Origin of the sequence: Mucilaginibacter sp., assembly GCF_036383575.1 — a bacterium.
In the GTDB taxonomy this organism is placed as follows: Bacteria; Bacteroidota; Bacteroidia; order Sphingobacteriales; family Sphingobacteriaceae; genus Mucilaginibacter.
Genome location: NZ_DASVOB010000179.1, coordinates 1 through 16,037, shown reverse-complemented (window position 1 = coordinate 16,037; position 16,037 = coordinate 1). Strand labels below are relative to the sequence as shown.

The 16,037-nt window shown below is 40.9% G+C and carries 14 protein-coding genes; 6 read left to right on the top strand and 8 right to left on the bottom strand.

The window, feature by feature from the left end; translation table 11 throughout:
- Window positions 1-2,145: gliding motility-associated C-terminal domain-containing protein (locus tag VF500_RS06535; protein ID WP_330858891.1), on the top strand; the 2,145-nt coding region annotated here is incomplete at its 5' end.
- 164 nt (window positions 2,146-2,309) lie between these two features.
- A complete protein-coding gene (locus VF500_RS06530) occupies window positions 2,310-4,676 on the top strand; it encodes a gliding motility-associated C-terminal domain-containing protein (RefSeq protein WP_330858890.1) in 2,367 nt (788 codons plus the stop codon).
- On the opposite strand, the gene VF500_RS06525 is transcribed toward VF500_RS06530, so the two are convergent.
- Window positions 4,659-5,390, bottom strand: a complete 732-nt coding sequence (locus VF500_RS06525) for a pyridoxine 5'-phosphate synthase (RefSeq protein WP_330858889.1) — start codon at window positions 5,388-5,390, stop codon at window positions 4,659-4,661. The genes VF500_RS06530 and VF500_RS06525 overlap by 18 nt on opposite strands.
- A gap of 55 nt (window positions 5,391-5,445) precedes the next feature.
- On the opposite strand from VF500_RS06525, the gene VF500_RS06520 reads away from it, so the two are divergent.
- Together VF500_RS06520 and VF500_RS06515 are read left to right on the top strand one after the other, a co-directional pair.
- On the top strand, window positions 5,446-5,964 hold the full coding sequence (locus tag VF500_RS06520; protein WP_330858888.1) for a hypothetical protein: 519 nt from the start codon (window positions 5,446-5,448) through the stop codon (window positions 5,962-5,964).
- Window positions 5,945-6,946, top strand: a complete 1,002-nt coding sequence (locus VF500_RS06515) for a polysaccharide deacetylase (RefSeq protein WP_330858887.1) — start codon at window positions 5,945-5,947, stop codon at window positions 6,944-6,946. Before VF500_RS06520 ends, VF500_RS06515 begins: the two co-directional genes overlap by 20 nt.
- A 99-nt stretch (window positions 6,947-7,045) precedes the next feature.
- On the opposite strand, the gene VF500_RS06510 is transcribed toward VF500_RS06515, so the two are convergent.
- Window positions 7,046-7,642: a hypothetical protein gene (locus tag VF500_RS06510; protein WP_330858886.1), complete on the bottom strand. Its 597-nt coding sequence runs from the start codon at window positions 7,640-7,642 to the stop codon at window positions 7,046-7,048.
- Between the two features lie 736 nt (window positions 7,643-8,378).
- On the opposite strand from VF500_RS06510, the gene VF500_RS06505 reads away from it, so the two are divergent.
- The gene (locus tag VF500_RS06505) at window positions 8,379-10,913 is read left to right on the top strand and encodes a hypothetical protein (RefSeq protein WP_330858885.1); all 2,535 of its coding nucleotides are present in this window, start codon (window positions 8,379-8,381) and stop codon (window positions 10,911-10,913) included.
- A 91-nt stretch (window positions 10,914-11,004) separates the two neighbouring features.
- Here VF500_RS06505 and ahcY read toward each other — a convergent pair whose 3' ends face one another.
- The 5 genes from ahcY to VF500_RS06480 form a co-directional block, all read right to left on the bottom strand.
- The gene (gene ahcY, locus VF500_RS06500; protein ID WP_330858884.1) at window positions 11,005-12,321 is read right to left on the bottom strand and encodes an adenosylhomocysteinase; all 1,317 of its coding nucleotides are present in this window, start codon (window positions 12,319-12,321) and stop codon (window positions 11,005-11,007) included.
- Window positions 12,322-12,439: 118 nt separating this feature from the next.
- Window positions 12,440-12,898, bottom strand: coding sequence for a DUF3368 domain-containing protein (locus tag VF500_RS06495; RefSeq protein WP_330858883.1), 459 nt, complete (start codon window positions 12,896-12,898; stop codon window positions 12,440-12,442).
- Window positions 12,891-13,124: a UPF0175 family protein gene (locus VF500_RS06490; protein WP_330858882.1), complete on the bottom strand. Its 234-nt coding sequence runs from the start codon at window positions 13,122-13,124 to the stop codon at window positions 12,891-12,893. Before VF500_RS06490 ends, VF500_RS06495 begins: the two co-directional genes overlap by 8 nt.
- Before the next feature lie 45 nt (window positions 13,125-13,169).
- Window positions 13,170-13,553 carry a polymer-forming cytoskeletal protein gene (locus VF500_RS06485; RefSeq protein WP_330858881.1) on the bottom strand — a complete coding sequence of 128 codons (384 nt, stop codon included), beginning with the start codon at window positions 13,551-13,553 and terminating at the stop codon, window positions 13,170-13,172.
- Between the two features lie 116 nt (window positions 13,554-13,669).
- The gene (locus VF500_RS06480; protein WP_330858880.1) at window positions 13,670-14,536 is read right to left on the bottom strand and encodes a peptidoglycan DD-metalloendopeptidase family protein; all 867 of its coding nucleotides are present in this window, start codon (window positions 14,534-14,536) and stop codon (window positions 13,670-13,672) included.
- 200 nt (window positions 14,537-14,736) lie between these two features.
- On the opposite strand from VF500_RS06480, the gene VF500_RS06475 reads away from it, so the two are divergent.
- Window positions 14,737-15,147: a BrxA/BrxB family bacilliredoxin gene (locus tag VF500_RS06475; protein WP_112657918.1), complete on the top strand. Its 411-nt coding sequence runs from the start codon at window positions 14,737-14,739 to the stop codon at window positions 15,145-15,147.
- Between the two features lie 246 nt (window positions 15,148-15,393).
- Here the strand turns inward: VF500_RS06475 and VF500_RS06470 are convergent.
- Window positions 15,394-16,037: ABC transporter permease (locus tag VF500_RS06470; protein ID WP_330858879.1), on the bottom strand; the 644-nt coding region annotated here is incomplete at its 5' end.

Here is a 16,037-nt window from a genome sequence, read left to right as displayed (position 1 = left end):
AGCTGTAACTTGCCAAACCCCAAAAAATATTTCACAACCGTTAAGGCGGATGCAAATGGCAAATGGACATATAACGGGCCTGTAAATGGTTATGTGATGGCATCGGCAACCATAAATAATTTAACAGGGTTATTTACCGGGTTGAATATTGACGACTCACAGGTTATAATTACTAATTTCACATGTACAGCCAAAGGGTCTATCACCGGAATTAAAACGCCTTATACCACGGGCATTAGCTGGTATAACGAACAAAACCAACAGGTCGGCAACTCAATTGATTTGAAAGATGTTCCCGCCGGAAATTATACCCTGAAAATAAATAGCGGTACCCCATGCCAACTTATCAAGCAGTATCAAATAGTAGATAATTCGCTGGTTGTTGATATTAGTAATCTCTATGTCAAGCCCGCATCCTGTGGTTCTTCTAATGGATTAATTTGGGGTATAAAGACTAATGTCCCCGCTATTCTGACCTGGCATGGTGCAAATATGGGTGGCACAGTATACGGTACCGAGGTTTCAAATGTACCTGCAGGGAATTACACATTTACTTTTACAAACTTAGATGGCAGTTGTCCGCAAACCCTTTCTCCTATAATTGTTCAAAGTGTTGATGGCCCCGGCATCGATCAATCACACCCCGATATCCAATCAACTTCCTGCGGCCAATCAACAGGTTCCATAAAAAACATTATTGTTACCGGCACCGGCAACATAAAATATAGCTGGCTCAACACCCAGCATCAGGAAGTAGCCAATACCAATGACCTAACCGGGCAACCGGCCGGTATGTACACGTTAAAAGTTACCGACGATAGCCAGTGCGGCCCCGTATATTCTTCTGAGATCGAGATACCCGAAGTTAACGGCATAACACTTGATGAAAACAATGTAACCCGCACCCCCACTACCTGCAGCCAAAATAATGGCAGCATTACAGGCATAATCGCTCCCGGAGCGACCCATTATAAATGGGTAAACACAGCCAACAACAATATAGTAAATTCAGGGCCTGATCTTGTAAACGCTGCCGCGGGCACCTATCAGCTTACCGCAAGCAATGATTTTGGTTGCAGTAAAACAACCCTTGCTTACACTATTGATGCAGCTCCCGCTACTGTTTATCCTAACTATAACGCTAACATTAATAATAGCTGCGCGGGCCAAAACAATGGCTCAATTACTGTAATTCCAACGGATAACCTTGTTAAAGCAGCACGTTGGATTGACGCCGGAGGGCAGCCTGCGGGTACAGGCCTAAATATCCCAAGCCTTAAACCCGGCACTTATAAAGTATATTTCACCGATGCCAACGGTTGCGAAACACTTTATCCGCATGATTTTACGGTTAATGATATTCCTATTTTGCAAATAGATGGTAATTCGATGATTCAAACAAACGATCAATGCGGATTAAAAACCGGTAGTGTTAAAAACATCCAGGTAACAGGTGGTACACCGCCCTACACCTATTTATGGGTTGATGAAGCTGGTAATCATCTATCTACGTCAAAGGATCTTACCGGTGTTGGCGAAGGCACCTACAGCCTTCAGGTCCACGACTCCGGAAGCAGCACATGTAGCCCTTCAGCAGGCATAGCATTTAATATTTCCAACCAGAATAGCACCATAGACGCTCCAGTAATTAATCCCTTACAATTGTGCGCGCCTGGCGAAGCCTTATTAACCGTAAGCTCTCCGGCTGGCGGCAATAAGTACCGCCTCTACAATTCGTTAACTGATCCAACTTATCTGGACGAGCAAACAAATGGTATTTTTAAGATCAGTGCAAAAGTCAACAGCACCTTTTATATAAGCCGGGTTAATGGCCAGTGCGAAAGCGAACGGGCAACAGCACAAATCACCATCAGTTTGTCGGCAATTGATATCCCTAACACATTTACGCCAAACGGCGATGGCAATAACGATTACTGGAAGATAAATAATGCTCAGAACTATCCCCAGGCCATCGTACAAGTATTTACAAGGTACGGCCAAAAAGTATTTGAATCAAAGGGATACGGCGTACCATTTGACGGAACTTACAAGGGCAGCAAACTTCCATCAGGGGTATATTACTATATTTTAAACCTCGGTAAAAGCTGCAACCTGCTTTCGGGGAGTTTAACAATCATCAGGTAAATATCAAAATTTCCTCCTTTTATTAATCTAAAGTCTGGCGAGGTAAACAACTCATTTGGCATTGTAGCGTTATTGCCAACAAAATCGTAACTTACTATCGGACAATATCAACCAACTTATTGCCAATTAATTATAAACTAACATTCAAGCCCCAAATCGCAACCATGAAACACCGGTTGTTGCTGTTTACGTTATTCCTGGCACTGGCCGGTTCGCGCGCTATGGCAACTGTATTTACGGTTACAAGTAATGCTGATACCGGACCGGGCACATTGCGTGATGCTCTTACCAAAGCAGCCGCCAACGGAACAGTTCAGCAGGATATTATTAATTTTAATTTGCCGGGCAACCCAACCATAACGCTGTACACGCAACTTCCCGAGGTTACCTCAAATCTAATTATCGACGGCAGTACACAGCCCGGACAAAAATTTGGCCGAAGCGATGCCAGGGTCTATATAATACCCGATATCAGCTATACTTTCCCGGGTACTAAAGCTGCCGCCTTACTTATGACCGAAACCACCAACGTTGAAATATATGGCTTATGCGTAAAAGGCTACAGCAGTAAACTGATCAATTTCAATGGGAACCTTCTTTTCACGGCTATATCTGCTTACGATTGCACCAACATCACTATAGGAGCTCCGGATAAAGGAAATGTTTTTTGCGATAATATCTATGGTGTTTATTGCGGTACAAACTCGCTAACCGACTCAAAGAACAATGATAATATCATTATCCAATCAAACTTTATCGGTTATGATGAATCAGGAACAAATGTTGTTGAGTTAGGGTATGCACTTGACATCACTGCTGATAACTCGACTGTAGGAGGTCCTGCTCTAAAAGACAGAAACTATCTTGCCACAGCCATAGCCCTGAACGGGATCGATAACAAATTTATCAACAATTCGCTTTCGCTTGATGTGAACGGGCAGTACAACCGTGGCGGCGGATCAATCCTTTCACGGTTTCAGGGGAGTAACACGCAGGTAACCGACAATGACTTTTGCGCTGCACTATTTCAGTTTGTATCGGTAAACGGATTCCTCTTTGTACGCAATAAACAAATCAGCATACCAAACAGTACACAAGGTAATTCGGGTATGTCGTTATTTAAATGCAACAATGCTTTTATAGGCGATAATAATGATAACGATATCAATATCTTCAGTAATGATGGCGGTGCGTTCTATGCAGTCCAATCAACCAATATTACTATAGCCAAAAACAGTATTTCGTGCAATACTATACCTTATCTTATTTCGCAGGGTACAGCCATACCTGATATTAATGTACTCGTAAGTAACGCCGATGAATTTTCAGGAACCGCATCACCCGGGGCTGCCGTTTACGTCTATAATGATAATACAGATTGTTCTGTTTGTAACCCGGTACAATATATCACCACAATTACTGCTGATGAAAACGGCAAATGGAAGTTTACAGGTGATCTTCACAATAAAAAAATGGTAGCAAATGCCACGCTTAACAATAGCTCATCTGAATATACCCAACCGGTGATTTCAACATCTGCAGCCGATTATATCAAAGTTAATCCAACCTGCTTTAAAAACAATGGTTCAATCACCCTGCAAAATTTAAAGAATGTTATTGGGGTTGACTGGTATAACGATCAGGATCATTTAGTACAATCAGGGGGGAATAAACTAATAAACGCAAGTGTTGGTACTTACTTCGCCAAATGCTATAATGGTAAATGCTTTGCAAGGTCTATTCCGATAACCTTAACCAGTTCAAACCCCGGAATAGATGACTCTGAACTTCAAAAGATCAATGCTTCCTGCGATGCGGCAAATGGGAGCATCTCCAAATTAAAACTAATAAACACTAACGATGGCGCACCGTTATTAAGGTGGACAAATGAAGGCGGGGATATAGTAGGAACGAGCCTGGATATCGATCAGCTTCCCGGGGGAACATATACCCTCACCATAGATCCGGAAGGTTGCGCCGTACCCTATCACATTACCCTCCTTAACCAGGAACTTGTTCTTGATCCCCCATCGGTAAGCAGCTTCCAGCTATGCGGGCCCGGCGAAACCGTAATACCGGTTAGTAATCCGGTGGCAACATCAACCTACAGGCTTTATGACAATGAAACCGACGCTACGCCGCTTGATGAGGAAGCTAATGGTAAATTTAAAGTGAACGTAACTGCAAACCGGAGCTATTATATAAGCCGGTTTAGTAATGCTTGTGAAAGCATCCGTACAAAGGTTGATGTTAGCGTTGGCCTCTCATCCCTTAACATCGCCAATACCATTACACCCAATAACGATGGTATCAATGATTACTGGCAAATTGCCGGCCTGGAAAATTACCCGGCAGCCACCGTGAAAATATTTAACCGTTACGGAAAAAACATTTTTGATTCAAAAGGATACAGCCATCCGTTTAACGGTACCTTTAATGGAAAGCAGCTGCCCAGCGGCAGCTACTATTATATTATTAGTCTTAACTCAGGCTGCGGTATATTATCCGGCAGTTTAAGCATTATCCGTTAACGCCAGCTGCCTCAAATACATCTGGATAGTATTTTCCAAACCGTAATATAAGGCATCGCTTACCAGGGCATGACCGATGCTTACCTCAAGCAGGCCCGGTATATTTCCGGCAAAGTATTTCAGGTTATGCAGGTCCAGATCATGCCCTGCATTAATGCCTAAGCCAGCCTGTTGTGCGGCTTTTGCAGCCTCGATATAGGGAGCGATAGCCAGTTCTTTCCCCTGCGGAAAATGGGTAGCATAACCTTCGGTGTAAAGTTCAATACGGTCGGTACCGGTTTTGGCGGCGCCTTCAACCATGGCAGGAATAGGATCGACAAAAATAGAAACCCGGATCCCGGCATCTTTAAATACAGCTATCATATCTTTTAAATAATGATAGTTGGCAATGGTGTCCCAGCCATGGTTTGAGGTGATCTGCCCCAATACATCAGGTACCAGGGTAACCTGCTCGGGCTTATTGGCCAATACAAGATCGATGAATTTCTGTTCCTGGCAATTGCCTTCTATATTAAACTCGGTGGTAACAATTTTCTTGAGCTCAAACACATCGTTATAACGGATATGGCGTTCATCAGGTCGCGGGTGTACAGTTATTCCCTGCGCGCCAAAACGTTCACAGTCTTTAGCAACCTGGATCAGGTCAGGGTTATTACCACCGCGCGAATTACGCAAAGTGGCTATTTTATTGATGTTGACAGATAGACGGGTCATATTTCAAAGTTATATATCATTTAGATAAAATGCCCGATATATTTAACTTTAGATCATGAAACCTAAACAATTGATTATAGAGCTGGCAATAATAGTGATGATTGTTACGGCAACGTGGTTTACTATAAAACTATCAACGAGCGAGACATTACTCGATATCCAATTACATGATACCTATTTTGTTATTGAGCGTTCAACTATCACTTTGCCAGTATCGCTTTTGTTGATAACCTTAATTTACCTTATTAAAGAAGGATTTGCAGGCTACAAAAGACGGTTTCAAAACCTCGTCCTTGTGACAGCCAACTTTTTATCACTCATTTGGCTATATCATTTATCAGTATTTATAAAATTACTGCCACAACCCGGATGGACAATATATCCCCCGCTTTCAGCTTTACCAAATGCTGTACCTCGTATAGATGATCAAGCCGGTGGGTATCCTTTAATTATCAACAGCATTAAACATTTAATGCCAATTGTACTAATTGTTTTTATGCTGATATTAGTCGCAAGTTCTTTCCTCACAGGGAAAAACTGGAATGCAAAACCTCATGAACAAAACATTAATTAAATTAATACCGGCTCTGTTTCTTTGCTTTGCTACATTTATTGAGCAAACATCGGCACAAACCATTTACCGTAAAATCGAGAACTATAAAGTTTACTACGGATGGGCGCATAACTATCCGCAGGATTGGATGATCCTGCGCCGTTTTGACAATGAAGGGCGTAATTACCTGCTAATGGTGAACCCGCAAACACTTGAAACCAAAATAAACGAAAGCAGCTTTTACCAGGTTAAACCCATGAGCATGGAGCAGGCACGGGAATTTTTCAAGAGCACTCCATATCAAAAAGCCCTTGCCAAGGCCGAAAAGCAATCCATAAATATCCAGGATGCAGGTATTGAAAGCGGCATCCCCAAACAAACAGGTATCAGCCTTACTGCCGACCTATGCCCTTCGCATCGCCCGTTGGATAAACGCATTTTCACCGATATTTTTACCGAATTTAAAAAGGTAGAGCGACCGGTACCTATCGCACTCTCTGTAACCGGCATCTGGATGCGCCAGCACCCGCAGGACCTGGCCTGGTTAAAACAGATGCAAGCCAACCGCGAGATCTATATTACCTGGATCAATCATTCCTTTAATCACCGGGTAAGCCTGAAAGCTCCCCTAAAAGAAAACTTTTTGTTAGAACCCGGCACCGATATCAATTACGAAGTGCTGGAAACTGAACAGGCCATGCTGCACAATGGCTTGCTCCCCTCCGTATTTTTCCGTTTCCCCGGCCTGGTGTCTGATCAGCAGTTGGTGTATCAGATCACTAACTTCGGGCTTATTCCGGTTGGTACCGATGCCTGGCTTGCCAAAGGCCAGCAACCGCAAAACGGCAGTATTGTATTGATACATGGCAATGGCAACGAACCTGTTGGCGTTAACGATTTCATTAAACTGCTTCAATCAAAAACACGATCAATCGCAGGTAAACAATGGCTATTGTATGATCTGCGAGAGAGTGTTGACGAGGAATTTAGCGAAGCGCCGTGAGTTCAGTTAGCAGCTTGCAGTGGCGGTTGACAGTGTCAATATGTAGACCACTGCACAGACTCACGAAGTTTTGAAAACTTCGTAAGTCTGCTTTCCATGTCATAAACTTTTATCAAGCTCATCCAACTGCACCCAAATTTTATGCTTGTAAGGTTGTGGTGATGCTTCAAAATAAACAGCAGTAACATTACTGCCAGACTTCGCCTTTTTAACGTGGATACGGAAATTAAGGATCAGCGAATCTTGTGTCATATAATCAGTCATTTCTGCTTTACCTTCAAAAGTTTGAGTATCGGTATTACCCGCTTTGATATTTCGAAGTTTTACCTTTACGGGTGTTGCTATTGCAGTATCAATTTTTGCTTTTTTTAAATTGGCCTTTGCCAGCCCTGTATAATAATCGCACATGTATTTTTCAAGTTGAGTTTTGGTAAAAGGGGCTTTATTGGTAATTATCCATAAAAAACCATAAGTCCAGTAACCTTCTGTACCTTTTTTTGCCCAGTCGGGCGAAAAGCGAATATCCTCGATACCTTTAACGGGCAAGGTAGCTGCAAATTGCGGAGGAAGCACAAATGTTTCGATATGCCAGTTTTCGGGTTTAAGCAAAGTATATGCAGGCGCAGCCTCCTGACCATAACAGGTACATTTTAATAAAATGAACAACAAACAGGTAAATAGCAGTTTAATACGCATGGCAGTTTAGATTTGCGATTAAAGTTACGGTAAAGAAACCTGGCTATTTGTTAAAAAAAGTTAAGCCATCCAGGCAAAATAAAAGCCCCATAGCACTCGCTGCATGGGGCTTTAAACCTAAACCTTATCACAAATCCGGGTATAGATACCCGTTATTGAATTGTAAATTTAATATGAAATTTCCATATCTGTATCATGTTTGTTACAATTTATTTCTTTTGTATCAGGCGGTATTTATAGGTATTAATTTCTCAGTTTTTCATATTAATTACGTAAAGATTCACAATAAAAATGACTTATGTAAACACGCTGACGAGATCGATTGGCGGTAGTATTGGTTGTTGTGCGATTTACGAGTAATGACTAATGAAAAGCTTGTTATAACCCTTTGTCAAGTTCATCCTGTTGCACCCGAACTTTATGATGATATAACAGAGGTGATGCTTCAAAATAAACAGCCGAAATGTTAATACCCGGTTTCACTTTTTTAATGTGGACCCGCAGATTGAGGCTGCCAAACCAAATGGATTAAATATTACAAGGTAATTGACTTCACCTATTTCTTAAGCCTCAATACTAAAGTCCGGGCATAAAATAGTGATGTAATGTTATCACCTGGTATATTTATCCAAATTATCACATCAATATTTTAAGCAATATACCAATGTAATATAACGGTTTATGGGTATTTTTTTTTTAAAACATTCTCATTAGCTTTATAAACACCTTATTACTAATGTTAAAAGTCAACCACATTGTTACCTGTTTAGCGAGGCCATACAGTAACTTTTCAATTAAAGAGTATTTTCCGAATCGTTTTTTTTCAAGATGTTTCTCCCTGTTTATAATAATATTATTAGGAGTAACGAATAACAGTATTGCCCAGGTAAAAACTAAAAAAGCTGTCGGCTCTTTTGTGTTATTTGGCCAGGCCTACAATTATGAGTTCAATAAGCTATCAAGCAACAACTTCTCTTTTTCAATTAACAGTCTCACCAACGCGCCAAAATTAAATGCGGATTCCGCCTTAAATACCGATACTACGTTAAGTGCCAATGCTGCTATTGAAACGAAAGAAGACTCGGCCGGTACTGCCACACCGGTAACAACAAGCAGCAGCTCCAAACCAGCAATCGGCATTGAGATATTTGATGAATTTACAAAAGATGTGTTCACAACATCTTTTCTTCATCAGTTAAACACTAAATATAATTTAAAAACCGAATTGGATTCTAAAGATGGGAAACCGGCAAAGGACAGTCTTGAAACGATGAACAAAAAAGCTCTTGAAATTTTTTTTTCGATCCAGACTAAACTTGATTTTTTAGATGACGAGCCGGTAACCGCACACATGATATTAAAGAAAACAACTGTTAACAGCATCCTTATTTCAAATTCTTCAAATTACTACGACGCGCCGTTAAGCTATCCTTTAATAAGACACAAGGTAAAAAGTGTTGATATTGAAACCGAAGACGGAACAATTAAAAACATTATAGTATGGATAGAAGTACCCGGTAACCCGCAGGCTTCTCTTGAGTTTAAAAACACCCAACCCATAAGCATATCTGGAAAACACGATGCCGAAAAACTTGCCAATATTAAGCTTTACAGCTTTAACTGCAACGGAATAAAAGGGTTGCACAGATACCTGTTATTTTCGGATATATTGGAGTTTAATATCATTTTAGAAAACGATAAGGAAGATTACAGCCCTTCAAACAGAACCTTTACCCTAACACCCCAATCATCTATTGTTGAGTTGAAAAAGGAAAAAAGATCACAAATTCTATCACTTTCAGCTTTTTCTGATTTTGTTGGACTTGACCAGGAACAGCCAAATGGTCTTTTGCAAATAGAAGCCAGGCGCAAAATTAATATCAATACCCTTTACAAGCCAATTTCAGTTTTATGGAATTTTCTTCATTCGAAAAAAGAAAAAGAGGATGAAAACGATCTTTCCAAATATGACCTTGGAGAATACACATTCAGAAAACTTAACATAAGCCCCAAAGAAAAGAAAAATGAAAAAGCAGATACAATATCAAAAAATGACATCTCAACTTACCAGGTGTTTTTAAAACGGGCTTGGCTCGTCAAATCCGATCAAAAAGGTAAAGATACATTGTTATTTTCCGAAAGATTTAGCGCCGAAAGATATGTTAGGGAACACGCAGGTGCCAATATTGTTAAGAATGGTTCAAAATATTTGGTAAAAACCAGGCAAAAGCAGGCTTTCACAGATTCGGTAGCTGCCGAAAACTTTGTAAAAAATAATCCCAACAATTTTGTAAAAACTACTAACGGTAATTGGGAGGTGACCATAGATCAGGAAACAAATTCGTCCATGGCCTTTGCCGATTCAAGCGGAGCCGAAGCTTATATAAAAAAATATCCAGCCAGCCAGGTAAACAAAGTAACAGGGGTATGGGCTGTAAAATCAGCCGGAAAATCAGACAAAATCATCTGGTTCAAAAATTCAAAAAGCGCATCTTCTTATATAGAAAAAAACAAGGGGAGTAAGATAAATAACGTTGTATGGTTCGTTAATACCTATAAAACCGAAGTATTTACTGATACAGCCAAAGCAATAAATTACATAAATCGTAATCCCGAAAATGTTATGTCATTTGCCCGCAATATCCCGTATGATGTTATCCGAATACCTAATGAAAAATACAAATCAGGATATTACACTTTTGTACCTTCAATTGAACCTAAATTATTATTCTCAAAGCTGGATGGGAACAACAAATTTCTTGTTTTGGATGATGCTTCATCGCTAACCAGGAATGTCAATCCGCTTAAACAATTTCAGTATCAACTGGCATCGTTCGGCATAACCACAGGCGTTTTTAAAATAGCATACCCGCAAAGTAAAATCACCTGGAATGTTTTAGATGTTGGTACTTTTTGGTATCGTACCAGGGTACAAAGGATACAGGATACAGCCACCAATAAATCGACGGCTGTTAATAACGGATTCATGTCGTTTAGTAGCCAGCTATCTTTTAAACCTGATAGCAGATGGGGAGCTAATCTGGGCATTGCTTACATTATTCAAAAAGCATTTAACAATGAATATAAGTTTGAAAAAAACAACGGACTGAGCCAGTTTAATTTCGATGCATTTATAAAAACCAACGACGAATCAAAGATGTTTTTCCGTTTCCGCTGGTTATTTGACGGGCATACTTTCAACAACAATTTTACCCAGATACAGTTAGGTTACTCTATGAACATATTTACAAGTTCAGGCTCATCAAAATAATATAAATGATAAAGGCATGGTCAAAAAACCATGCCTTTCATATATTTCAAAGCAAAAAACCTTACAGCTTTTGCCTTTAACCTAATAAAGATTAATAACGATAATACTCCGGTTTAAACGGACCTTCAACCGTTACGCCAATGTACTCAGCCTGATCCTGGTCAAGTACTTCCAGCTCAACACCAATTTTAGCAAGGTGCAGGCGGGCTACTTTTTCGTCAAGGTGTTTTGGCAGGGTGTAAACTTTGTTTTCATATGCGCCACCGTTTGTCCAAAGTTCCAATTGAGCCAAGGTTTGGTTGGTGAACGAGTTACTCATTACAAAGCTTGGGTGACCTGTTGCACAACCTAAGTTAACCAAACGGCCTTCGGCTAAAACAATAACGTCTTTACCTTCAATAGTATATTTATCAACCTGTGGTTTAATTTCAACTTTGGTATTGCCATAAGCACCGTTTAACCAGGCCATGTCAATTTCATTATCAAAGTGACCAATGTTACAAACGATAGCTTTATCTTTCAATGCACGGAAGTGCTGCTCACGAACGATGTTTTTGTTACCGGTTGCAGTAACAACGATATCAGCTTCAGTAATAGCAGTACCTAACTTTTTAACTTCAAAGCCTTCCATAGCTGCTTGTAAAGCACAGATAGGATCAATTTCGGTAACGATAACACGTACGCCTGAGTTGCGTAATGAATCGGCCGAACCTTTACCTACGTCGCCATAACCGCAAACAACAGCCACTTTACCGGCCATCATTACATCGGTAGCGCGGCGGATAGCGTCAACCAATGACTCGCGGCAACCGTATTTGTTATCAAATTTTGATTTGGTAACCGAATCGTTAACGTTAATAGCCGGCATTGGCAGGGTACCTGCTTTTACACGCTCATATAAACGGTGTACACCGGTAGTAGTTTCTTCTGATAAACCTTTGATAGCAGCAACCAGTTCAGGATATTTATCCAATACCATGTTGGTTAAATCGCCACCATCGTCAAGGATCATGTTAAGCGGTTGGCGGTCTTCGCCAAAAAATAAAGTTTGTTCAATGCACCAGTCAAACTCTTCGGCATTCATGCCTTTCCAGGCGTAAACAGAAATACCGGCAGCAGCAATAGCAGCAGCAGCGTGATCCTGGGTGGAGAATATATTACATGACGACCAGGTAACTTCGGCACCAAGCGCGATCAGGGTTTCAATTAAAACAGCAGTTTGGATGGTCATGTGTAAACAACCGGCAATCCTTGCACCTTTAAGCGGCTGGCTCGGACCATACTCTTTACGTAAAGCCATTAAGCCAGGCATCTCAGCCTCAGCCAGTTCAATTTCCTTGCGACCCCACTCTGCCAGCGACAGATCTTTTACTTTGTATTTAACGAATGCAGTTTCTACTGATGACATATCGATTTTATTTTTGAGAGTGCAAAGTTAACTTATATCCTCGTGAAAATGAAATGTTTGGTTTCGGCGCTTGAGGATATCCAATAAATCAGCCTGCAACTAAAAAGGCCAACAAGTATTAACTTTCTAAGTCTTTCAATATCCGTTCTAATAATAATGGATCGATTCGAAAATTGGTTGACTTAATCAATTCAAAATATGGCCTTAGTGAAGGGATCTTACGTTGTTGTTTAGCAGTGATCAAAACACCCAGGGTACCTGTGAATTTAATATTAAGCTGGCTTGCAAGACGCCTGCCTTTAAAATCATCTACGATAAGTAAAGCATCCGGAACTTCCTGAGCTAAAGCTATAGCGCTCGCCTCGCCTAAATCAACTTGCAAACTGTAAGTAGTTATTAATTGGCTGTTTTTTACCGGCATTACCTGTATCCACTCAGGCAGAGATTTTTTAAACTCAGCGGCAACTTCCGGCGTAGTTAGGATATGATTATAAACGGATTGAAGAATGTGGAGTGCTTGAATATTATCTAACAAAATCAAACAGCTGGTGTCAGTAATAACAGCATATTCAACCATTGATCCGGGCTATATCCGCCAATATATCATCGTAGCTGTATTGTATATAGTTTACATTAAACTCAGCCAATACCGCCGGAAAATCAATCTTGGCCATTCCACACATCTCGGCAGCCTGCCCTAACGATAATTTACCGGCTTCATATAACTTGGCGGCAAGAAAACGCACAGTTTCATCATGCTCTTTTTCAAGTGCATCCGGCACATTTAAAGTCATCGTAGTCATAATAATATAAAGATACGCATTTCGTCATCAAAACAAAAACAGTGCTTACGCCTGCAATTGCTTTTGCTTCTCTGCCTGCTGCATGGCCAGGTTGCCGTTATAAACCCCGCCATTTTCAACGGCCAGGTTTTGCGTTCTGATGTCGCCGGTGATGCGGCCTGTAGCTTTTATTTCAAGTGATGAAGTATTAATATCACCCGTTACCGAACCATAGACAAATATTTCTTTGGTAGTTATATTACCTCTAACTTCCCCCTTCTCGCCCAGGATCAGGCCCTCATCAACATTTACATCACCGTTAACCAATCCGTCAATACGTGCAAATGCCGGAGCTTTCAGGTTACCTTCTAATACACTGCCTTCGCTAATGAGGGTTGATATTGCCTGCAGGTCCAGCGCAACCTTGTCTTTTTTAGAAAAAATAGCCATGTTTTTGTGAATTATAAGTCTTAAGTCTGTAGCCATGAATCTTAAGTCAAAAAGAAGCAATAATACCTATCGACTCCCGACTTAAGACTTTGAACTTAAGACTTCCGACCTGGAACTTATTTATTCAGGGTTAAAAAGTTTACAGGGTTAATTGGTCTACCGTTTTTACGCACCTCGTAGTGCAGGTGTGTACCTGTTGAATGGCCGGTTGAGCCCACTTTGCCTATATTATCGCCCACCGTAACCTGCTGACCAACCTTCACTTCAATTTTTGAAAGGTGACCATACAGGGTTTCAAGGTTGTTGATATGCTGGATCCTGATACAATTACCATAACCGCCGGCCCATCCTGCAAAAACAACTTTACCGCTGGCAGTACATTTTACCTCATCACCACGACGGCCCTGGAAATCAATACCAGGATGAAATTCGGCATGTTCTGAATTAAAAGGATCACTACGGTAACCAAAAAATGAGGTAAATGAGCTTATCCTCGGGTAGCCCATTGGCGTAAACGCAATGGTGCTTGTTAAGTGTTTAAGATAATCGTCGTACAGGCTGTAAGCCTCGGTATCCGGAAGTTTGGCTGCCTCATTATTACCGCTGCCACCGGTGCCTTTTACGGCAAATCCCTTAAGGCCGCGCCTTCTTAAATATTCGTTTATGGTTTTAAGCTTTACTTCGATAGACTGGATATAGGATTGCGCCGTACCCTGGGTATTTTCCTGTGCTTTAACCACCGGCATAGTACCTTTAAGTTTAGCTATTTGTGCCTGTAATTGCAGGTTTTCGGCTTCCTGCGCAGCGCTTTTATGATGAAGATAAAACACCAAACCGCCAAGTACTGCTACAACAGCTACCATGCTCCAGGCATAATGTTTAAGCCTGTTAAGGTGCTTGGTTTTTATTTGTAATGATTTTGTATGCTGCTGATTTTTGTTGATGATAACAACAGTACTAATATCAGATGTTTTAAGTTTCATCAAATTCAAATAAATTAGGGAATGCAAGTTAAAAATTACTGTTAATAAAACAATATTAAATGTATGTAAACAGGTTATCAATAGAATAGCCTTCTACGTTAATAGTCAACCAATTGTTATTATTGTGTTTTTATAAACGTAAACCAAGTATCATTTCTTATTTTTGTGATACTGATTTTATTGTAAAGCAAAAAGAAATGATGTATCCGGAATATTTAGTAGCCCCGATGCGGGAAGATCTGACCAGGGTTGGTTTTGAAGAATTAAAAGATGCCGATGCTGTAAAAAACGCTATTGAAAGCGAAGGTACAGTATTTGTAATGGTGAACTCGGTATGTGGTTGTGCTGCAGCAAATGCACGCCCGGCTGCTAAAATTGCCGCTGCAAACGGTAAACACCCCGATAAACTGGTAACTGTATTTGCCGGTATGGAAAAAGAAGCTGTTGATACTGCACGTAACTATATGCTGCCTTACCCACCGTCATCACCAGCTATGGCCTTATTTAAAGACGGCAAACTGGTGCATATCATTGAACGTTACCAGATAGAAGGTCGCCCGGCACAAATGATTGCCGATAACCTGATCGACGCGTTTGAACAATATTGCTAATTGAGCTGAAAGCCGAAGGCTTAAAGCAGAAAGCTAAAAAACATAAAAGAGCTGAGGGAAAATCCTTCAGCTCTTTTTTATTTAATGCTGTCTGCACTCGAATTTATTGAATTATAGAATTAGCAGCATGTAGAACCAATCCGCTAAATCCCTAAATCTGTTTAATCCCGGTTCAGAAAAAATTCCGAAATCGAATATCCCAAATCCGAAATCCATCTAACCTCTAATCTCCAACCACTAACCTCTCTATTCCGTTTTCAAACTCTTTACCGGGTTCATGGAGGCTGCTTTTATACTTTGATAGCTTACAGTCAGCAGCGTTATTGCAATAGCTCCTATTGCGGTAAGGCCAAATATCCACCAGGATAATACGGCGCGATACTTATATTCCTGCAACCAGCCCTCCATAAAGTAGTAGGCTGTGGGTATAGCAAATAATAAAGATATCGATACGAGGATCACAAACTCCTTCGACATTAACCGCCACAGGCTAAATACAGATGCACCCAGTACCTTACGTACGCCAATTTCTTTGGTACGCTGCTCGGCCATGAATGATGCCATACCAAACAGGCCCATGCAACTGATGAAGATAGCCAGCAGGGTAAAGAAACCCGCCAGTTTGCCTATGCGCTCTTCGTTGGTGAACTTGCGAGCATACTCTTCGTCGGTAAACTTATATTCAAACGGGCTACCGGGGGCATATTGTTTAAAAACTGTCTCTATCTGAGCGATGGCATCATGGGCGCTCAGTTTGGGGTTTAAGCGAATATCGACAAGTCCGCCCGGATCATTATCCAGCAAAAATATCGACGACTTAACCGGCTCATATGGCGACGACATCACCATATCCTGCACCACACCGATGATCTTGTATTTTTTGCCCCAGT

Bases quoted from the DNA above. Each gene is read 5' to 3' on its own strand.
- VF500_RS06510 (WP_330858886.1), bottom strand. From the start codon at position 7,642: ATGCGTATTAAACTGCTATTTACCTGTTTGTTGTTCATTTTATTAAAA.
- VF500_RS06525 (WP_330858889.1), bottom strand. From the start codon at position 5,390: ATGACCCGTCTATCTGTCAACATCAATAAAATAGCCACTTTGCGTAAT.
- VF500_RS06490 (WP_330858882.1), bottom strand. From the start codon at position 13,124: ATGACTACGATGACTTTAAATGTGCCGGATGCACTTGAAAAAGAGCAT.
- VF500_RS06520 (WP_330858888.1), top strand. From the start codon at position 5,446: ATGAAACCTAAACAATTGATTATAGAGCTGGCAATAATAGTGATGATT.
- VF500_RS06485 (WP_330858881.1), bottom strand. From the start codon at position 13,553: ATGGCTATTTTTTCTAAAAAAGACAAGGTTGCGCTGGACCTGCAGGCA.
- ahcY (WP_330858884.1), bottom strand. From the start codon at position 12,321: ATGTCATCAGTAGAAACTGCATTCGTTAAATACAAAGTAAAAGATCTG.
- VF500_RS06495 (WP_330858883.1), bottom strand. From the start codon at position 12,898: ATGGTTGAATATGCTGTTATTACTGACACCAGCTGTTTGATTTTGTTA.
- VF500_RS06505 (WP_330858885.1), top strand. From the start codon at position 8,379: ATGTTAAAAGTCAACCACATTGTTACCTGTTTAGCGAGGCCATACAGT.
- VF500_RS06515 (WP_330858887.1), top strand. From the start codon at position 5,945: ATGAACAAAACATTAATTAAATTAATACCGGCTCTGTTTCTTTGCTTT.
- VF500_RS06475 (WP_112657918.1), top strand. From the start codon at position 14,737: ATGTATCCGGAATATTTAGTAGCCCCGATGCGGGAAGATCTGACCAGG.
- VF500_RS06480 (WP_330858880.1), bottom strand. From the start codon at position 14,536: ATGAAACTTAAAACATCTGATATTAGTACTGTTGTTATCATCAACAAA.
- VF500_RS06530 (WP_330858890.1), top strand. From the start codon at position 2,310: ATGAAACACCGGTTGTTGCTGTTTACGTTATTCCTGGCACTGGCCGGT.